Raw genomic sequence first — 15,663 nt, 5'->3', positions numbered from 1 at the left:
GCATTTTACATTGCAAGGAAGTAATAAGGTGGAATAAAAAATGGTTGACGCCAAAAAGAAACCCTCCAAGGAATTGGACCGCATTGACAGAAATATCCTTAATGAACTGCAAAAAGATGGTCGCGTTTCAAACGTTGAACTGTCTAAGCGTGTAGGACTTTCTCCAACCCCCTGTCTGGAACGTGTTCGTCGTTTAGAAAGACAAGGCTATATCAGTGGTTATACCGCATTGTTGAACCCTCAGTTCCTCGATGCTTCATTGCTGGTATTTGTTGAGATTACCCTGAACCGTGGTGCGCCGGATGTGTTCGAACAGTTTAACAAGGCCGTTCAACAACTCGAAGATATCCAAGAGTGTCACTTAGTCTCAGGTGATTTTGACTACTTGCTGAAGACCCGCGTGTCGGACATGTCAGCATACCGTAAGCTTTTGGGTGAGACGTTGCTTCGTCTACCTGGAGTCAACGACACTCGAACTTATGTCGTGATGGAAGAAGTGAAGCAAACTAACCATTTGGTTATCAAAACGCGTTAAAAAGCTCACGCACCTCGAACAAAGAGGGCTGACATTAGTGTTATATTCTACAAACCGAGTAGCTTGCTGCTCGGTTTGTTTTTTTGTTTGGTGTACACTTTTGCAAGTAAAGGGCGTTGAAAGAGGGAATATGGTTATTTCTTCCTTCGTGTCTTCGGCAAATAATGAATAATCATATACCCAAACAACCTGAAGATGCAGGATTCAGCGAGGTTTACTGACGTTATGATCTAGGCGTCCCTTTGCCGATGTAGTGATCTCCATCAAAAAGGGATAACACCGAGCATGGCGTCAGTAAACTCGCCCGAAGGGAGGCCCTCAGTGCGTCCACTTCATCGTTAAGTTCCTGTAAAATAGAATGACTATTCCTACAAGAATTTGCCTTGAACTGAACGCACTGATGGCCTCTGAAATCGAGCATCTTCAGGTTGATTGGGTATAAAGCCATAACCCTCACTTTGGGGCTTAAATTTTGAAAGATAGGTGATAATGGAGTTCTTCTTGCGTCAGGAGCAGAAACAGACAGACACCTCACGTCGTTTAAATGGAAAACAACGTTTGAAAGAGAGCGCATTGATTCTTGCGTTGTTGTCTGCTGTGTTCATGCTGGTTTCCCTTCTTAGTTACGATTCCTCCGATCCATCATGGTCACAAACAGCTTGGGATGGTCCTGTTCAAAATGCAGCAGGTAGCGCGGGAGCTTGGGTTGCTGATACCTTTTTCTTTGCGTTAGGTACATTAGCTTACCCAATGCCATTCTTGCTTCTTCTTGCAGGGTGGGTAGTATTTCGTCGCCGAGGAGAAAGTGAGCCTCTTAATTACACCATTCTTGCAACCAAAATTCTGGGTGTCGTTTTACTGTTGCTGACCAGCAGTGGTTTGGCTGATCTGAATTTTGATGATTTCTGGTATTTCTCGTCCGGTGGCGTCGTGGGTGATGTGCTGACCGCTCTTTCCTTACCGTTGTTTAATGTGCTGGGTACAACTCTGGTCTTGATGTTCTTGTGGGCGGCGGGTTTTACGCTTTTTACGGGTATTTCATGGTTAACGATTGTCGATACCTTGGGTGAGAAAACCCTGTCGTCAGTCACTTGGCTTGTGAATAGAGCCCGTGGTGATAAGGCACAAACCTTGGGCGCGACAGTTGATACGTCGGATGCGGATACCGCTGATATCGATCTCACCGATCCCTTGTTCTCCTCATCTTTGAATGATGAAGAACTCGAATTGACTGATATTACTGCATTGAGCAAGCCTCAACGTGTTGACGATAAAGCAGATAGTGCTCGTCGCTCTGATAAGCCAGTGATACACACCCCAGTCCCAGTTATTGTTGAGCGTAAAGAGCCCGTTATTACTTCGGATTTTGAACCTGAGCACGACATCGCACCTGAGCCTGAATTTATTCCAACCGACAGCGATCTTCGCGTTGAAGATGTCACTCAAGTCATTAGTGATGATCCTGTTCATATTGCGCAGAAGAGTGACGTTGGCTTTGAGCCTGATGATGTGTTGATGATGGATACGCCGGTAGTGCATGAACCGAATGAGTCTATGGACGACGAGCCTCCTTTTGACTACGACGACACAGAGGATACGCGCGAGAATGACTCGGCATTTGATGTCGATAATCTTGAGTTGGATCATGAGCCGCGACATGACATTGCCATTGGTAATACGGACGGTTTATCAGAACTTGACCGCGCTCAGGCGACATCCGTGATCCCCGATGATGACCCATTTATGGAAACCATCCGCGAAGCTCAGAAAAATGCAGCGGGAGCACTGCATCCGTTTTTAGTGAAAGATGAACCAAACTTACCTAAGCCAGCAGAACCCTTACCGACATTGGATTTGCTGGATCCTCCACGCAATACGGCAACGCGCGCGACGGATGAAGAGTTGCAATACCAAGCGCAGTTGATAGAAACACGCTTGGAAGAATACAAAATCAAAGTCACGGTGAAAGGTATTTTCCCTGGGCCGGTGATCACGCGATTTGAACTTGAATTGGCACCTGGTGTAAAAGTCAGTCGAATTATGGGGCTATCAAAAGACATTGCACGCTCTTTATCGACCAGTGCAGTGCGAGTTGTCGATGTGATTCCTGGCAAGCCTTACATTGGCTTAGAGTTGCCTAACAATAGCCGTGAAACCGTGTTTATGTCTGATGTGGTTGCGAGTGAGCGATTCCAAAACTCGAAGTCGCCACTTTCTGTGGTTTTGGGTAAAGACATTGCCGGCGAAGCGATTGTTACCGATTTGGCGAAAGCGCCACACATGCTTGTTGCAGGTACGACAGGTTCTGGTAAATCCGTGGGCGTTAACGTCATGATTGTCAGCATGTTGTACAAAGCGGGTCCAGAAGATGTTCGCTTCATCATGATTGACCCGAAAATGCTTGAGCTTTCGGTTTATGAAGGGATACCACACCTATTAACCGAAGTGGTTACTGACATGAAAGACGCAGGCAATGCACTGCGTTGGTGTGTGGCCGAAATGGAACGTCGTTATAAACTTATGTCCATGCTCGGTGTCAGAAACATTGCGGGCTTTAATGACAAAGTCAAAGAAGCGGCAGACGCTGACCATCCAATTCCTGATCCACTTTGGAGTCCAGGTGATAGCATGGATGAAACAGCCCCTTCGCTGGAAAAACTGCCATATATCGTCGTCATCGTTGATGAATTTGCCGACTTGATGATGGTTGTTGGTAAAAAGGTTGAAGAGCTCATCGCGCGTTTGGCGCAAAAAGCGCGAGCCGCAGGTATTCACCTTGTACTCGCAACACAGCGACCATCAGTGGATGTTATTACCGGCTTGATTAAAGCTAATATTCCAACTCGTATGGCGTTTACTGTTTCTACTAAAACTGACTCTCGTACCATTTTGGACCAAGGCGGTGCTGAATCTCTACTTGGTATGGGTGACATGTTATTTATGCCAAACGGCTCGAATCATCCTGCACGTGTCCATGGTGCGTTTGTGAATGATGACGAAGTACACCGAGTGGTGAGCAACTGGAAGGCGCGAGGGAAACCGCAGTACATCACCGACATTACCAATGGTGATCAAGGTGCAGAAGGCCTATTGCCTGGAGAAGCCGCGGGTGCCGGGGATGGAGAAGAGCTTGATCAGTTGTTTGATCAGGTCGTTGAATTTGTGACTGAATCTCGCAGAGCGTCAGTCTCTGGTGTGCAGCGTCGTTTTAAAATTGGCTACAACCGAGCGGCGCGTATTGTCGAACAGTTGGAAGTACAAGGCATTGTTAGCGCACCGGGTCATAACTCAAATCGTGAGGTGTTGGCTCCGCCACCACCGCCAAGAGATTAATCGGAAACCATAAATGAAAAAGATGATGTTGATGTCTTTGCTGCTGGTGGCACCGGCAGTATTTGCAACACCACAACAAGAACTGAACACACGTTTGGCAAAGCTAAATAGCTTCACTGCAAACTTTGAGCAAATCGTCACCAGCCCTGATGGCGAGGTCATTAGTGAGGGTGAAGGTACTCTTGCCATGAAGCGCCCCAATCTTTTCAATTGGGAAACTGTGATGCCGGATGAAAACATCCTCGTATCAGACGGGAAAACCCTTTGGTACTACAGCCCGTTTATTGAGCAAGTTACCGCAATGTGGCTTGACGATGCGACATCACAAACACCTTTTGTATTGCTGACACGAAATGATCCTAAAGATTGGGGTAACTACAACGTCAAGCAAGACGGTGACACCTTTGTTCTGTCACCAAAGCAAACGGGTAATTTGGGTGAGTTTGTTGTGGATGTTCAACCAGATGGACGTATTTCAGAGTTTGCTGTGGTTGAACAAGATGGACAAACGAGCCGTTTCGCGCTGCAAAATGTCAAGAATGTATCGCCTAGCGATGCGCTATTTCGTTTCACGGTGCCAGAAGGTGTAGAACTGGACGACCAGCGTCAATAAACAATAAAATGCCTCTCTGCGGCGAACTATCGCCCTTACGTAATATCACTATCATGTGAGGTGTTTGGCTTAGTCATGCTAAGTTAACACCTCGCTCCCCAAACCGAGAGTCCTGCTTGTGAGTAATTTCAGTCTGGAATTTGCGGACGATTTTCGCCCTCTTGCTGCACGCATGCGTCCGACGAATCTTTCCGAATATATTGGTCAAAAACACCTTCTTAGTGAAGGGAAACCGTTACGCCGTGCATTGGAGAGTGGGCAACTGCATTCCATGATTTTGTGGGGGCCTCCCGGAACAGGAAAAACCACCTTGGCAGAAGTGGCAGCGGGCTACGCAGACGCTGAAATTGAGCGCGTGTCGGCAGTGACCTCTGGGGTGAAAGACATTCGTTTAGCCATAGATAAAGCGCGTGAAAACAAGTTGGTGGGGCGAAGAACGATTCTTTTTGTCGACGAAGTCCACCGCTTTAACAAAAGCCAGCAAGATGCATTTTTGCCGCATATTGAAGATGGCACTGTAACGTTTATTGGCGCGACGACGGAGAACCCGTCGTTTGAGCTCAATAATGCATTGTTGTCGCGAGCGCGTGTTTATAAGCTGAAGTCACTCGATAAAGAAGACATTCTTGAGGTGATAGAACAGGCGTTGACTGATAAAAATAGAGGGTTGGGTGGTGAAAACCTCGTATTCCCTGAGGATGTGAAAGAGCATCTAGCAAACTTCACATCGGGTGATGCAAGGATGACGCTCAACTACCTCGAAATGTTGTCAGACATGGTCGAGGCTGACGATAAAGGGGATAAGCGCATTACCCTAGAACTTCTTGCTGAAGTGGCAGGGGAGAAAATCGCGAGATTCGATAATAAGGGCGACCTATGGTACGACTTGATATCCGCATTTCATAAATCGGTTCGCGGCTCAGACCCTGACGCAGCCTTGTATTGGTATGCCCGTATTATCACCGCAGGCGGCGATCCTTTATATGTGGCAAGGCGGCTACTTGCAATAGCATCGGAAGATGTGGGGAATGCCGATCCAAGAGCGATGCAAGTTGCTATCAGCGCATGGGATTGTTTCACGCGTGTTGGGCCATCCGAAGGTGAACGAGCCATAGCGCAGGCGGCAGTTTATCTAGCTTGTGCGCCAAAAAGTAATGCCGTGTACGTCGGTTGGAAACAGGCGCTTCGTGATGCAAAAATGCATCCCGACTTTGAAGTTCCCAATCATCTTCGCAATGCGCCAACCAGTCTGATGAAGGATTTGGGTTATGGCGACGGTTATCGTTACGCCCATGATGAGCCAAATGCGTATGCCGCGGGTGAGAGCTATTTCCCTCAGGAAATGAAAGGCACACGATACTACGAACCCGTAAATCGTGGGCTTGAAATTAAAATCGCTGAGAAGTTGGCATTTCTTGACCAATTAGACGCAAATAGCCCCCAAAAACGCTAGGAAAAAGAGGGTATTTTGGGTATTGTTTAAGCCCTTAAGACCCCGTTGTTTCCGAATGAAATGTCGCAAAAGACTGGGGCAAGATCCTTTCATATTGGCGTTGTCATATTAGTGCGTGGCAGCGTTAACTCTTTTTCAGGCACTGTTAGATAACGATTCACAGGATTAACATGCTGGATTCTAAACTGCTTCGTACCGAGCTGGACGCAACAGCTGAAAAATTGGCGCGTCGTGGCTTTAAGCTTGACGTCGACACACTCCGCGATCTTGAAGAAAAGCGTAAATCGCTGCAAGTTCGTACTGAAGAACTTCAAGCAGAGCGTAACGCACGTTCCAAGTCCATTGGTCAGGCGAAAGCGAAGGGCGAAGATATCCAGCCTTTGCTGGCAGATGTTGAAAACCTTGGCGAAGAGCTAAACAAAGCAAAAGCTGAGTTGGCTGATCTTCAAAATGAATTGAACGCGATTGTACAAGCCGTTCCTAACGTTGCTGATGACGCTGTGCCAGTAGGCAAAGATGAATCTGAAAACGTAGAAATTTCTGTTTGGGGTGAGCCTAAGTCGTATGACTTTGAAGTGAAAGACCATGTTGATCTTGGTGAGCTTTCTGGTGGTTTAGATTTCGCAAGTGCGGTCAAACTATCTGGTTCTCGTTTTATCGTAATGAAAGGCCAAATGGCGCGTCTACATCGTGCTATTGCCCAATTCATGCTTGATCTTCACACCACTGAACATGACTACACCGAAATGTATGTTCCGTATTTGGTCAATGCAGACAGCCTATTTGGTACTGGTCAGCTACCAAAGTTTGGTGAAGATTTGTTCCACACTCAACCAGCTACCGAAGAAGGTGTTGGTATGTCGCTGATCCCGACAGCAGAAGTGCCGTTGACAAATATGGTTCGCGATACCATCGTTGACGAAGCTGACTTGCCGATCCGCATGACGGCTCACACGCCTTGTTTCCGTTCAGAAGCTGGCTCATATGGTCGTGATACCCGTGGCTTGATCCGTATGCACCAATTCGACAAAGTTGAATTGGTACAAATCGTGAAACCAGAAGATTCAATGGCAGCGTTGGAAGAATTGACTGGTCATGCTGAGAAAGTCCTTCAGTTATTGAATCTGCCTTACCGCAAAGTGATTCTTTGTACTGGTGATATGGGCTTTGGTTCAGCTAAAACCTACGATCTCGAAGTGTGGGTTCCAGCTCAGAGCACGTACCGCGAAATTTCATCATGTTCAAACATGACGGATTTCCAAGCACGTCGTATGCAAGCGCGTTTCCGCCGTAAAGGTGCGAACAAACCTGAGTTACTGCACACACTAAACGGTTCTGGTTTGGCTGTTGGCCGTACCATGGTAGCGATTCTGGAAAACTATCAGCTTGAAGATGGTCGTATTGAAGTGCCAGAAGTACTTCGCCCATACATGGGTGGCGCAACGCATATTGGTTAATTCCAAGTTGATCACTTGTATATCCGCTGACTAACGTGGTTGGATATACTGAATTATAAAGCCGACACTTTGTTGTCGGTTTTTTTATATGTCGTGATACCAAAATCTGCCACTCAGTTCTGTTTTTCCACCTATGTGTTTTGATGCCATCTTCCAATTGTTTGAATCTTCACTTTATTCTTATCAGTAAGATGTTGAAAATAAAGATTTATTTATATCCCGCCTTACGTAAGTGACTAATTAATCACAACCTTCTCATTACATTCTCAATTAATGGACTAACATTACTTATTAGGTAAAAGTCTCAATAACTGAAAGGTAGTGTTGTATGCGAATCAACAATCCAGTGACAGAAAAGGAAGTACGTTTCCCTATTGACTACAACCTACTCTCCACCACTGACACTCGCGGTATTATTAAGTACGTAAGTAAAGAATTTTGTGAAGTTGCAGGTTATACCCAAGAGGAACTTGTTGGACAGCCTCATAACATGGTTCGCCATCCAAGCATGCCGCCGGCGGCGTTCGAGAACATGTGGGACTACATTAAAAGTGGTCGCTCTTGGATGGGGTTGGTGAAAAATCGTTCGAGCAATGGTGATCATTATTGGGTGAATGCGTTTGCGTCGCCTATTAAGAAAAACGGTGAGATCGTTGAGTATCAGTCGGTTCGGATGGTTCCGGACAGAAAAAGTGTTGAGCGGGCAGAAAAGGTTTATCCGCAATTATTGGCAGGTAAAACGCCTTCGGCATTGAAAATGCCCCGTACCCGTTTGTGGCAGCGAGCATTGATATGGTTTGTTCTTGGCGCAATATTGGCGGGTGCTGCAGGGTTCTTCGCTGGGTTTGTGGCATCCGTTGCGGTTCAACTGGTCGTGTCAGTTGTCGCGATTTTCATGCTGACTCGGCGATTAGAAGCGGTGACTTCGCTAGCTAAAGAAGCGTATGACAACCCGCTGATGGAATATTTATATAATGGTGCCATTGATGATGTCTCCGAGATTGAATTGGCCCTGAAAATGCGAGCGGCAGAGCTGAACGCTATTGTAGGTCGAATCATGGATGGCAGTGATCAAGTACTTAATGCTGCAAGCACTGCGAAAGAAAACGGCGAAAGAACCGCTGGTAACCTTGATAGGCAGAATGCAGAAACGGATCAGATTGCAGCGGCTATCAATCAAATGTCAGCCACCGCTAATGACATGTCAGGTAATACGCAGAGCGCATCTGACGCAGCGTTGGAAGCACAAGATGCGACATTGGCAGGCATGGAAACGGTGGGTAAAACCGTCGATGCGATTCAGAACCTGGCAAAACAGCTTAACTCTGCTTCCAGCGTGATTTCTGAACTCGAAGAACATGGAAAGCGCATTGGTGCCGTTTCCGATGTTATTCAGGGCATCGCAGAGCAGACCAACTTACTGGCTCTCAATGCTGCGATTGAAGCGGCACGTGCTGGCGAGCAAGGTCGAGGCTTTGCGGTTGTTGCTGATGAAGTTCGTGCATTGGCACAGCGTACTCAGGAGTCAACGTCTGAAATTCAGGATGTGATTTCAAAAATTCAGAATGGGACGCAGCAAGCGGTTGATGCGATGTCTCGCGGTACCACTTTGTCAGAAGAATGTGTTGTCAGCGCGGAGCAGGCAGGTGATGTGCTAAGGCGCTCTCAAGAGTTGGTGACTGATATTAACGATAGAAACCATCAAATTGCGACAGCGGTGCAAGAGCAAGCTGCAGTATCCAATGAGATGAACGGTAACATTCAGTCTGTGTCTGAGCTTTCTCAACATACCATCTCAATATCGAGGGAGTCGGTAGAAGAGGCAGAGAGGTTGTTCCAAGCTCTCGCTGAGCAGAAGCGATTGGTGATGCAGTTCCGACGTATTGGTTGATGACACCTTACACTATCCAAAAGCCAGCATATGCTGGCTTTTTTCATTTCACGCTATTGTCCAACCCCTATATTCTTGTCCAAGGTCCAAGGTCCAAGGTCCAAGGTCCAAGGTCCAAGGTCCAAGGTCCAAGGTCCAAGGTCCAAGGTCCAAGGTCCAAGGTCCAAAGTCCAAAGTCCAAAGTCCAAAGTCCAAAGTCCAAGGAACCTGGTATTTAAGGGCCTGACATTCAAGAAACCTACATTCAAAAAACCTGGTACCCAAGGCGCTAAAGAACCACGCAACCTGATGATCTCTGAATCATAACATCAGGTTGCGTAGGGTGTTTTCTTGGCTAGTTTGATGCACGTAGACTCATCAATATTATGCGCTTTGATTAGGGTCAGGAAGAGCATGCACGGTTGTCTTGGCTTTGTGATTCTTTTCCATCAGAGCATCATTGGTACGTATTGTCAGTTCCTGATCAAAGAGGTGAAGGAGGACAACACTCAAGTCTTGGCTGATTTTAACTAAGGAGGATGCGGGTACGTCTCCCTCTTTCGATTGAACAATTGAGTCAAATTGATTATCGATGCGGTCAAATGCCAAGGACACTTCAGAACTCGAAATGAGTGATAGTTGATGCATGCGCTTTTGTAGAATTCGGCTTTGCAGACTCACTGATTGCCATGAGGCCATTTTTCCTTCTATCAAACGCATGGTGGCTTGTTCAAAACGTAATTGAGATTCTTTGGTATCTATCCATGTTTGCCAAAATGCTTGGTATTCCTCATACATTGCATCGTGCTTGCTTTCGGCAAGGTATGAGCGGGCTATTTCATCAATGATATAAATGAGATGATCAGAGGTTCTGTGGTGAATGGCATACCAACTCGGCTTGGTCTGGTTAGGCAGTGCCGACAGAGCTTGCTCCATACGTGCGTTTAACACTCGAAATAGAGGTCGTTGAGGATTGCTGCATGATGTTTGCATTTCCTCACAATACTCGCGTATGTCATCACGTGCTTTAGAAGCTTGAGGTGACTGAGGGCAGCGAACATAACGAGTATTGTGTTCGTGAACCATCCACAACAGCGAGCGCAGGCTGTTGATTTGTGAACGATATTGTTCTCTACGCGTTTCTTTTGTGCTGGACATGCTTTTGCCAAGCTGTATTAACCAAGTTGGAGTGATTGCACGTAATAGAGACATATTTCTTTCCTCAGATTGAGAGCCTGAACAGATATTGCAGGTCATATGCCAATTGTTGTTTTTGTTTTAAATCATAGGTTTAAGTGTTTTCTTGTGGGTGGCGTGTTCATCCTTGATGCATTAACGAACCAACACGGTGCAATAAATGTGATCATGGTCTCTGAAAGTGATAGGCCAAAATGAAGACAAAAAAGGGAGCCAATCTGGCTCCCTCTTTTTATTGTGTGCAGTTTGTGGCTGCGACGACAGCGGCGATTACATCACACGCATACCGGCTTGAGCACCTTCGTGAGGTTCAAGCAACCATAGGTCTTTGCCACCAGGGCCAGCAGCAAGAATCATCCCTTCAGACATACCGAACTTCATTTTGCGCGGCTTGAGGTTAGCAACCACAACCGTGTATTTGCCGACCAAATCTTCTGGGTTATAGGCTGATTTAATACCAGAGAACACTTGGCGAGTTTCGCCGCCTAGGTCCAATTGGAATTTAAGCAGCTTGTCTGCTTTTGGCACAGACTCGCAAGAGATGATTTTCGCGATGCGAAGGTCGACTTTGGCAAAATCATCGAACTCAATTTCAGCAGCGATAGGTTCTTCTACCAATGGGCTTTTTGCTTTGTTTGCTTCCGCTTTTTCTGCGAGCGCTTTCTCAGCTGCAGCATCTTCTTTTGACGTTTCAACCATGGCTTCAACGTGTTTCGGATCGATGCGGCTAAACAGTGCTTTGAACGGGCTAACAGCGTGGCCTGTGAGTGGTTGAGCAATGCCTTCCCACGTCAGTGTTTCGTTCAAAAATGCTTCCGTTCGTTTTGCCAGTTCTGGCATAACTGGTTTCAGGTATGCCATCAGCACACGGAACAAGTTAATGCCCATTGAACAGATCGCTTGAAGCTCAGCATCTTTGCCTTCTTCTTTTGCGACAACCCACGGCGCTTTTTCATCCACGTACTGGTTCGCTTTGTCGGCCAATGCCATAACTTCACGGATAGCACGGCTAAACTCGCGTTTCTCGTATAGATCGCCGATACGATCTGCTGCACCCGCAAATTCAGCGTAAAGCTCAGGCTCTACGCATTCAGCGGATAGCTGACCGTCGAAGCGCTTAGCGATGAAGCCAGCGTTGCGTGATGCGAGGTTGACCACTTTGTTCACGATATCTGAGTTCACGCGCTGAACGAAATCGTCCAAGTTCAAATCAAGGTCATCAATGCGGTTGTTGAGTTTCGCCGTGTAGTAGTAGCGCAGGCACTCAGGGTCCAAATGCTTCAAGTAGGTGCTCGCTTTCACGAACGTTCCTTTTGATTTCGACATTTTTGCGCCGTTAACTGTCACATAGCCGTGAACAAACACATTGGTTGGCTTACGGAAACCAGCGCCTTCCAGCATGGCAGGCCAGAATAGGCTGTGGAAATAGACAATGTCTTTACCGATAAAGTGGTAAAGCTCAGTCGTGCTGTCTTTCTTCCAGTATTCGTCAAAGTCGACGTCGCTGTTCTTGTTACAGTAGTTCTTGAATGAACCCATGTAGCCGATTGGCGCGTCTAGCCATACGTAGAAATATTTGCCTGGTTCGCCAGGAATTTCAAAGCCGAAGTAAGGTGCATCACGTGAGATATCCCACTGTTGCAGACCCGTTTCAAACCACTCGGCCATCTTGTTTGCCGTTTCGTCTTGAAGCGCACCTGAGGTGGTCCACGCTTTCAACATGTCGGCGAATTGTGGCAAGTCAAAGAAGAAGTGTACCGAGTCCTTCATGACTGGTGTTGCGCCGCTGACCGCTGATTTTGGGTTGATCAAATCAGTCGGGCTGTAGGTTTCACCACAGTTATCGCAGTTATCACCGTATTGATCTTCGGCGCCACATTTCGGGCAAGTCCCTTTGACGAAGCGGTCCGGAAGGAACATCTCTTTTTCTGGGTCGAACAGTTGAGAGATTGAACGGCTATTGATGAAGCCGTTGTTCTTCAACTGGGTGTAGATGTACGAAGCCAGCTCACGGTTTTCTTCACTGTGAGTGCTATGGTAGTTGTCAAAGCTGATGTCAAAGCCAGCGAAATCCGTCTCATGCTCTTTCTGCATTGCCGCAATCATGGCTTCCGGCTCAATACCCAATTGCTGTGCTTTCAGCATGATAGGGGTACCGTGTGCATCGTCGGCACAAATGAAATTAACAGTGTTGCCACGCAGGCGCTGATAACGCACCCATACGTCTGCCTGAATGTGCTCAAGCATATGACCCAAATGGATGGAGCCATTAGCGTAAGGCAGGGCACAGGTAACCAGAATTTTACGTTGGTTTGCAGCCATAATTTAGTTAGTTCGCTTTTGACAAATGAATCGAATGAATGGCGCAAATATTACCTGATACGGGTGGGAATGCCTAGCGTAACCCAAGTAAACACCTGCTTAAGCTGTCGTGATGTGCTCCTTTCATTGGTATTTTGTTTCTTATGGGTCGGACGCCGTCTTGTTACAGCGAATGTATTCTTTAACTGCAGGATGAAAATCGTGCGCTTTCGTTTAAATTTCATTAGGCTATGAAAATCGAGTTTGACTAACTCGATATACTCGAAATATATCGTCCATTTGCTTGTGAGTGGGCGTATTCATACATAGAGGGATTGATATGTCTGCCGTCGTCGATTTGCTTAATCAGTTTCAACATCCTGGATTGATCTCTGATTGGGCAAGCCATCCAGGTATCGTGCTTGAGTCAAAACAAGGTGACGTGACTGTGACGTTTCCCTTTGCTGCTGGAGAACTCATTACTGAGCTCGACGCATGGTTAACCGTTCAGAAAACCAATGGCACATCTGTCCCCAGTTTTACGCTCACACAGCGTGTCGCGCCGATTAAGGCAGGTGACAAAGCGTTGATCAAAGGTGTGAAAAACGTGATTGTGGTGAGTTCAGCGAAAGGGGGGGTCGGTAAATCTACCACGTCGGTGAATCTTGCGTTGGCGTTGCATGCTCAAGGCGCCAACGTTGGCATACTTGATGCGGATATTTATGGGCCCTCGGTTCCTATTATGCTGGGAACCAAAGGTAAGCAACCTGTTACCCTTGATGGTAAAAACATGGAGCCTGTCGAGGCTCATGGTCTGTTTAGTAACTCCATCGGTTATCTAGTGCCTGATGAAAATGCCATGGTGTGGCGTGGCCCCATGGCTTCAAAAGCGTTTGCACAATTGGTGAATGAAACCCGTTGGCCTGATTTGGATTACCTTGTCGTGGATATGCCGCCAGGGACGGGAGATATTGCCTTGAGTATGGCGCAGCAATTTCCTATCACAGGGGCAATTGTCGTGACAACGCCGCAAGACTTAGCCCTGGCGGATGCAATAAAAGGCGTCTCCATGTTCGATAAAGTGGCAGTGCCTGTGCTGGGTGTGGTTGAAAACATGAGTTATCACATCTGTGGCCAATGTGGGCATCACGAAGCCATCTTTGGGCAAGGCGGCGCACAGAAAATGGCAGAGAGTCTGGATTTATCCGTTCTGGCGCAAGTGCCTCTGCACATGAGTATTCGTGAAGACATTGATGCAGGTAGCCCTACTGTCACGTCGAAACCTGATAGCGAACATGCGGCTATCTACCGTCAGTTAGCGTTGCGCGTTGCTTGCCAGCTCTTTTGGAGCGGAGAAACTGCACCAGAGCAAATCTCCATCACCACATTGGGTGAGTAATGAGGGCCGTGTTGAAAGGGTGAATTGATGCGCAAATCGCGTGCAGCTTGGTGAAACATTGCGCATCTTACTTTTATTTGAGATGTTCATCACATATTTTGATGGCGTGAGCGCATCCAACTCCCTATAATCAGGCGGTTTATTTCTCGCCAAACTTCCGGGTATTCATATATGAGTGACAACAACCAATGTGTCATTATCGGTATTGCAGGGGCATCTGCATCTGGTAAAAGTCTGATCGCCAGCACCATCTATCAGGAACTGAAAGAAAAAGTGGGCGATCATCAGATCGGTGTTATCACGGAAGACCGCTATTACCGTGATCAAAGTCATCTCAGCATGGAAGATCGCGTAAAGACAAATTACGATCACCCGCAAGCGTTGGACCATGATTTGCTTTGTAAGCATCTCCAAGCGCTGACGGAAGGTAAAGCCGTAGAAGTACCACAATATAGCTATGCCGAGCATACTCGTATGGACGAGAGCACCACATTGACGCCGAAGAAGGTGATCATATTGGAAGGTATTTTGCTACTGACTGATCCACGTCTGCGTGATTTGATGCATGCGAGTATCTTTATGGATACGCCTCTGGACATTTGTTTACTTCGTCGCGTGAAGCGTGATGTTGCAGAGCGTGGTCGTACAATGGAATCTGTTCTTCAACAGTACCAAAACACAGTTCGCCCAATGTTCATGCAGTTCATTGAGCCATCTAAGCAGTATGCGGACATCATTGTTCCGCGAGGCGGTAAAAACCGTATTGCCATCGATGTGCTAAAAGCACATATAGCAAAATTGCTAAAAGCATAATAATAAAGAAGCCGGCTTAGTCCGGTTTTTTTTATCTTTGAGGTTGGGGAAGCCTAAGCCGCACATGGTCAATGCTGTGTGGCAATTTAAGCAGGGAGCGTGCGATGAGATTAAGTGACAAGCATATACGTGAATACTTGGACAGTGGACACATTATCATTGAACCCAGACCCAATGACGAGGCCATTTCGGGTGTGACCGCCGATGTGACTCTTGGCAACCAGTTTCGAGTCTTTCAAGAGTATGGGGCGCCCTATATCGATTTGTCTGGGCCGAAAGAAGAAGTGTCCGCACAACTCGATAAAGTCATGAGTGATGAAATAGAGATTGCCGAAGGTGAGGCGTTTTATCTTCATCCTGGGCAGTTAGCATTAGCAGTGACGCAAGAAGTAGTGACCTTGCCTGATGATATTGTTGGTTGGCTTGACGGCCGTTCATCATTGGCTCGTCTGGGTTTAATGGTGCATGTCACGGCACATAGGATTGACCCAGGTTGGCAAGGTCGTATTGTGTTGGAGTTTTACAACAGTGGTCGTTTGCCTTTGGCGCTGCGCCCGGGTATGCCAATTGGCGCACTGAGTTTTGAAACCATGACAAGCCCTGCAGAACGCCCTTATCACAAAAGAGAAAATGCCAAGTACAAAAATCAGCAAGGAGCTGATGCCTCGCGGATCAACGAAGATTAGATCTTT

General features: G+C 47.0%; 11 protein-coding genes. 9 read left to right on the top strand and 2 right to left on the bottom strand.

The genetic code is table 11. The features are described from left to right. Window positions 1-40 precede the first annotated feature (40 nt). The 6 genes from lrp to LRP50_RS17410 all read left to right on the top strand — a co-directional run bounded on the left by lrp (window position 41) and on the right by LRP50_RS17410 (window position 9,282). Window positions 41-535 (top strand): leucine-responsive transcriptional regulator Lrp, encoded by a 495-nt coding sequence (lrp, locus tag LRP50_RS17435; protein WP_016961524.1) that lies wholly within the window; start codon window positions 41-43, stop codon window positions 533-535. 489 nt (window positions 536-1,024) lie between these two features. Then, the gene (locus LRP50_RS17430) at window positions 1,025-3,868 is read left to right on the top strand and encodes a DNA translocase FtsK (protein WP_274165735.1); all 2,844 of its coding nucleotides are present in this window, start codon (window positions 1,025-1,027) and stop codon (window positions 3,866-3,868) included. Window positions 3,869-3,881: 13 nt separating this feature from the next. Continuing rightward, on the top strand, window positions 3,882-4,481 hold the full coding sequence (gene lolA / locus LRP50_RS17425; protein ID WP_274165734.1) for an outer membrane lipoprotein periplasmic chaperone LolA: 600 nt from the start codon (window positions 3,882-3,884) through the stop codon (window positions 4,479-4,481). 118 nt (window positions 4,482-4,599) lie between these two features. Next, a complete protein-coding gene (locus LRP50_RS17420; RefSeq protein WP_274165733.1) occupies window positions 4,600-5,934 on the top strand; it encodes a replication-associated recombination protein A in 1,335 nt (444 codons plus the stop codon). Between the two features lie 170 nt (window positions 5,935-6,104). Beyond that, the gene (gene serS / locus LRP50_RS17415) at window positions 6,105-7,391 is read left to right on the top strand and encodes a serine--tRNA ligase (protein WP_274165732.1); all 1,287 of its coding nucleotides are present in this window, start codon (window positions 6,105-6,107) and stop codon (window positions 7,389-7,391) included. Between the two features lie 328 nt (window positions 7,392-7,719). Continuing rightward, the gene (locus LRP50_RS17410; protein WP_274165731.1) at window positions 7,720-9,282 is read left to right on the top strand and encodes a methyl-accepting chemotaxis protein; all 1,563 of its coding nucleotides are present in this window, start codon (window positions 7,720-7,722) and stop codon (window positions 9,280-9,282) included. 363 nt (window positions 9,283-9,645) lie between these two features. Here LRP50_RS17410 and LRP50_RS17405 read toward each other — a convergent pair whose 3' ends face one another. Further along, entirely contained in the window at window positions 9,646-10,473 is an 828-nt protein-coding gene (locus LRP50_RS17405) for a hypothetical protein (protein ID WP_274165730.1), read from the bottom strand. A 255-nt stretch (window positions 10,474-10,728) separates the two neighbouring features. Then, the gene (gene metG, locus LRP50_RS17400; protein WP_274165729.1) at window positions 10,729-12,780 is read right to left on the bottom strand and encodes a methionine--tRNA ligase; all 2,052 of its coding nucleotides are present in this window, start codon (window positions 12,778-12,780) and stop codon (window positions 10,729-10,731) included. 319 nt (window positions 12,781-13,099) lie between these two features. Here metG and apbC point away from each other — a divergent pair, with 319 nt between their 5' ends. The 3 genes from apbC (at window position 13,100) to dcd (ending at window position 15,657) form a co-directional block, all read left to right on the top strand. Continuing rightward, the gene (gene apbC, locus LRP50_RS17395) at window positions 13,100-14,158 is read left to right on the top strand and encodes an iron-sulfur cluster carrier protein ApbC (RefSeq protein ID WP_274165728.1); all 1,059 of its coding nucleotides are present in this window, start codon (window positions 13,100-13,102) and stop codon (window positions 14,156-14,158) included. Window positions 14,159-14,329: 171 nt separating this feature from the next. Beyond that, entirely contained in the window at window positions 14,330-14,971 is a 642-nt protein-coding gene (udk, locus tag LRP50_RS17390) for a uridine kinase (RefSeq protein ID WP_274165727.1), read from the top strand. 104 nt (window positions 14,972-15,075) lie between these two features. Next, window positions 15,076-15,657, top strand: coding sequence for a dCTP deaminase (gene dcd, locus LRP50_RS17385; RefSeq protein ID WP_274165726.1), 582 nt, complete (start codon window positions 15,076-15,078; stop codon window positions 15,655-15,657). Window positions 15,658-15,663 lie beyond the last annotated feature (6 nt).

The organism is Enterovibrio gelatinilyticus (assembly GCF_028683095.1).
GTDB lineage: Bacteria > Pseudomonadota > Gammaproteobacteria > Enterobacterales > Vibrionaceae > Enterovibrio > Enterovibrio gelatinilyticus.
This window is presented reverse-complemented; position numbering and strand designations above follow the sequence as displayed.

Excerpts from the sequence above, each read along its gene's own strand:
- udk (WP_274165727.1), top strand. The coding sequence starts at position 14,330 with ATGAGTGACAACAACCAATGTGTCATTATCGGTATTGCAGGGGCATCT.
- lrp (WP_016961524.1), top strand. The coding sequence starts at position 41 with ATGGTTGACGCCAAAAAGAAACCCTCCAAGGAATTGGACCGCATTGAC.
- lolA (WP_274165734.1), top strand. The coding sequence starts at position 3,882 with ATGAAAAAGATGATGTTGATGTCTTTGCTGCTGGTGGCACCGGCAGTA.
- LRP50_RS17410 (WP_274165731.1), top strand. The coding sequence starts at position 7,720 with ATGCGAATCAACAATCCAGTGACAGAAAAGGAAGTACGTTTCCCTATT.
- metG (WP_274165729.1), bottom strand. The coding sequence starts at position 12,780 with ATGGCTGCAAACCAACGTAAAATTCTGGTTACCTGTGCCCTGCCTTAC.
- LRP50_RS17430 (WP_274165735.1), top strand. The coding sequence starts at position 1,025 with ATGGAGTTCTTCTTGCGTCAGGAGCAGAAACAGACAGACACCTCACGT.
- dcd (WP_274165726.1), top strand. The coding sequence starts at position 15,076 with ATGAGATTAAGTGACAAGCATATACGTGAATACTTGGACAGTGGACAC.
- LRP50_RS17405 (WP_274165730.1), bottom strand. The coding sequence starts at position 10,473 with ATGTCTCTATTACGTGCAATCACTCCAACTTGGTTAATACAGCTTGGC.
- apbC (WP_274165728.1), top strand. The coding sequence starts at position 13,100 with ATGTCTGCCGTCGTCGATTTGCTTAATCAGTTTCAACATCCTGGATTG.
- serS (WP_274165732.1), top strand. The coding sequence starts at position 6,105 with ATGCTGGATTCTAAACTGCTTCGTACCGAGCTGGACGCAACAGCTGAA.